The sequence below is a fragment of the Bartonella queenslandensis AUST/NH15 genome (assembly GCF_000312585.1).
GTDB lineage: Bacteria > Pseudomonadota > Alphaproteobacteria > Rhizobiales > Rhizobiaceae > Bartonella > Bartonella queenslandensis_A.
This window is the reverse complement of the sequence record NZ_HE997985.1, coordinates 12,776-17,028: the sequence shown is the minus strand read 5'-3', so window position 1 is coordinate 17,028 and position 4,253 is coordinate 12,776. Positions and strand designations below refer to the sequence as shown.

General features: G+C 43.6%; 3 protein-coding genes. All 3 read right to left on the bottom strand.

The genetic code is table 11. From position 1 onward, the window contains the following. Window positions 1-289 precede the first annotated feature (289 nt). The gene (locus BN338_RS02125; RefSeq protein WP_425277457.1) at window positions 290-487 is read right to left on the bottom strand and encodes a hypothetical protein; all 198 of its coding nucleotides are present in this window, start codon (window positions 485-487) and stop codon (window positions 290-292) included. A 26-nt stretch (window positions 488-513) separates the two neighbouring features. Continuing rightward, a complete protein-coding gene (locus BN338_RS02120; protein ID WP_039758596.1) occupies window positions 514-1,176 on the bottom strand; it encodes a lysozyme in 663 nt (220 codons plus the stop codon). Between the two features lie 11 nt (window positions 1,177-1,187). Then, on the bottom strand, window positions 1,188-4,253 hold a 3,066-nt coding region (locus BN338_RS12945; RefSeq protein ID WP_244427594.1), incomplete at its 5' end, for a phage major tropism determinant.

The window sequence follows — 4,253 nt, the reverse complement described above, 5'->3', positions numbered from 1 at the left end:
AGACGAGCAAAATCGATAACAAACATAAAGACAATAAAGGCTATCCATTTCATAAAACGTGACATCATCTTTAAGCCTTGGTAGGTCTCTATCATCTCATGAAGCAACTCCTGCTCTTTGGCTGTGAGCTCTTTCTCTTGGTTATTTTGTTTTCTCGCCATTGTGCCAACCACATAAATGCGCTCCCTGCTTGTTATGTTTCAATATGTCTCTTGCGAGCTGCCGGCTGATAACCTCTATATCTTCCCTATCCAAGTAAATCGGCAACCAACCAACACAAGAAACGCCCCTATTTATCCCGCACCCAACGAGACAAAGCACAACGCACACCACGATCACTTTTTTGATTAACTTCATTTTCAACCTCAAAACGGGTGCTTGCTGCCTTTAAAGCATTCTCTCTTTGCTTTTGCCGTTCACTTTTCTTACCTAGATAAAACGCTCTAGCTAAAGCCATAAAAAAAACGGCTAAAGCCGTTGTGATCATTAGGTAATATTTCTTAAGCCAAAAAATCACAAGCGCTGCTCCCGAAAACGCTTGGCTACAATCGCGAGACCTGTACAAGCCGCCAAAATCATAATGGCTGCTAATGCCCATTGTATGGGTCCATTGCCAACCAATAAACCTCCAAACCCCGAACAAGAGCCTATAATCGGGGCTAGAGCCTCTACTTTGAATAGTCCCCTCGCCTCTTTCGTTTCCACTCTTTGATAGTTTGAAGAAATATAAGACCCCTTTGCCCACAAACCCGCTTCAGCTGCTCGACGATTGGCTAAACCTTGAAGAGGCTTCCCACCTACCTTATTCCATTTCTGTAACTCTGTTGGAACCGCTTCATAATCCCCTTGATTCAGTTTCTTCAAAAGGCTCGACTTACAAAAAGCCTTCGTTCCTACATTGTAGCAAAACGACACCAATGCCGCGAATTGGCAATCCGTTAATGAAACCGTCACCGATTCCTCTACCGTATTCTCAAATTGCTTTAAATCCTCACAAAGGATTTCTTCCGCTTGCTCTTTCGTAATACGCATGCCTTTTTTGACAACCGGGTTGCCTGCTCTTTGCGTATGCCCATAACCAATGGTCCAAACACACGCTGTATCTTTATACGCTTCCAAACGTAACCCTTCCCATTGTTTAATCAAATCGAGCCCTTCTTTGCATATCCTTCTCATCTACCGCTCCTCTAAATAAAATGACATGGACGGCTTTTCCCTCGAGCCCCTACTTCTTCACTGCGTGAACCACGAGACAAAACGCCACGAAGAAACAAACCTGCACTCCCATCACTGGACGCATTCCCTCCTGCCAACAATACATTCATATCTGTCTTGTAACTTGACCATAATCCTGAACTCGATTGTACCTGCATAGCAAAAAGTCCTGATAAATATTGCCAAACATAACCACAACCGTCCTCACAACCTATATAAGAGATCATTCGTCTATTCGCTGTATCCCTATGACCTCCGGAATGTTTGGGGCTAGGAAGACTTTCCCCCTGAATACTTGTCTTGTCATTACTTCCATGCATTGCCGAAGCAAATTCCTCATCAGTAAGCAATGACTTCTTCACACGAAACATATCTTCTACGTGATCCGTATAGCTACGGTTCGTGATGATATCTGCACCATATGCAGAGCTGGTATTTTCACCCGTTCCTGATTGAAGATAAATATCTACCCAAATATCTTGTAATGGGTCATAGACCATTCCTTTAGGGGAACTATGGGGCAGGTGATTAAAACACCAGACTGAATTAGGTAAAACATCGCCTGCTTGATAATCAGATAAGGGATGATCTGCAATGCTACCAACATCCGCGCAAAGCGTATGAAAACCACCTATAAGCAAAGAGTTTGTATGATCAAATCCTGGAGGATTTCCCATATGGTCCCTTATGGCAAAAGTCACTTCTGGCGGTCCAGGAATACTATCCCAATCCACCATGAGGTAAACATAGTAATCCTTCCCGGGCTCCAAAGCATGTTGACCGCCACCAATATCATGCGAAACAACCCTATCCGTATTAATCACAACTGTACGGGAAGAATATTTACCTGTCGTAGGAATATTAAACGTCGTACCACTCTTAACAATAACGGTCCTACGTTGTGCATCATTTGTTTTACCGCCATGAACCAAGTATGGTTGTCTCAAAGACAAAACATTTAAATCTGAATTGAGTAAGATATTCTGAATATCATCTACACTCATCTTTATTTTTTCTAAGCTTTTACTCTTTTCATCTAAGGATTGCGTAAAGCCATCAAGCTGTTCCTTTGTACTCTCAAGTTCAGATTTAACCGTTTCAACCTCAACCAGTGCATTATTGGCTACTTGCTTCGCTTTATTTGCTTCGTCCTGCGCCTCTTCTGCTTCTGTTGCCGCAGAATTGGCTGTCAATTTTGCTGAATTAGCAGCAATCTTCGCTTGGCTCGCTTCCTCTTGCGCTTCATCGGCTACTTCTTTTGCCTGTTCTGCTGTTCGTTTGGATTCTTTGGCTATTTTTTCGGCTTCTGCTGCTATCCCCTTAACCGATTCCCCACTGACTTGTCCTGCCGTTTCCCCTGTACGCACCACTGATTCTGCCGCTAACTTCGCTTCGTTAGCTATTCGCGTTGCTTCAGTTGCACCTTGTTGGGCTTGCTCCGCTTTTGACGTTGCATTATCTGCCACACTTTTCGCTTCTAAGGCTATCGTTTTGGCATGACTTGCCTCTTCTTTTGCTTCTTCTGACACGCTCTTCGAAGAACTCGCTGTTTGCTTTGATTCATTCGCTATAGAAAAGACTTCTTTTATCTTATTAGCAATTTCATCAGATGTCGTTTTCACACTATGAGAGGTAATTTCAAGGCTATTAACTTTCGTTTCTAACCTACCAACCTTAGAGCTAACATCATCTGCTTTCCCTTCAACTGAGATCACTCTTGGCTCTAATTGTTCTACTTTCTTCTTAGAAAAATCAGCCGTTTCGGTGACTGTTGCTACAGTTTGTTTTAAGTTCGTATTCTCTTGTTCAACAGAACTGATCTTACCTTCTAAAGTATCTAACGCCTGTTTTGCTTTCTGAATATCTGGGGAACATGCCTCTAAAACCGTGAGCTTCGTATCGACAGATTCGGCTTTTTGCTGGGCTTCAAGAGCTGTCGATTTAACAGAAGATAATTCATTCTTATGAGACGATGTTGTTTCTTCCAACTTCTCAACTTTAACCGTTATATCATTCACTTTCGTTTCACTACGTTGAGCAATCCCCTTAATCTCTTCACAACATTCTGTTGAAGATTGTGAAACCTGTTGTGCTAATGTCTGTGCCGCTTCTGCTTGCTTCTTGATTTCCTCTGATAAAGTTTTTGCTTCACTAGATAACGTCAAGGCTTGAGTGGCTGTCTGTTTAGCTTCATCAGCATTTGCCTTTGCATTATCTGCTACTTGTTTAGCCTCATTAACTGATGAAACTGCTGTTGAAGCTGTTTCTTTTGCTTCATTAGCCAATCTTTCTGCCGCTTCTGACTTATTCTTGGCTTCCTCTACTACACCCTTAACGGCTTCACTACTCACTTGTGTCTGTTCTCTGTGCGCTGAAACTCCTTGTTCAAGAGCAGATTTTGCCTCATTGGCTATTCTCATCGCTTCCGTAGCGTTTTGTTTGGCTTCTGTACTTGCTGTTTCTGCTGTCGACGCTGTTGCTTTTACAGCACTCACCTCTGCTAAAGCTTGCTCTGCTAGCGTTTTGGCTTCTGTTGCTACTTGTGAGCTGGCTGCCGCATCTGTACGCGATTTTTCTGCTAAGACTTTTGTCTCTTCCGAGAGCGCCTTGGCGTCATAGGCTGTTGTTTTCGCTTCAGATGCTTCTTCTTTTGCCTCTGTAGACGTCTGCTTAGCATCATTGGCTACTGTCGCTGCTGTTTCAGAAAGTCCCTTAGCTTCATTCGCTACACTCACAGCCTGATCACTTGCTTGCTTGGCTTCTTCTGCTGTACTTGTCGCTGTAGATGATTGCGTCTTGCTTGCCTCTGCCGCTTCCTTGGCTTCACTCGCTTGTGTCAACGCTCTTGCTGCCGTTTCATGGGCATTCTGTGACGTGCTTACTGCTGTATCGGCTTTGCCTTTCGCATCACGACCTTCTGTTAACGCTTCTTCTGCCGTTGACTTCGCTTCACTTGCTGCCTCTATTGCTTTATTGCTGACTATCTCTACAGAATCCGCTTTAGCCTTCGCCTCACTCGCTAACCTCTCTGCTGCTTC

Bases quoted from the DNA above. Each gene is read 5' to 3' on its own strand.
- BN338_RS02125 (WP_425277457.1), bottom strand. From the start codon at position 487: ATGATCACAACGGCTTTAGCCGTTTTTTTTATGGCTTTAGCTAGAGCG.
- BN338_RS02120 (WP_039758596.1), bottom strand. From the start codon at position 1,176: ATGAGAAGGATATGCAAAGAAGGGCTCGATTTGATTAAACAATGGGAA.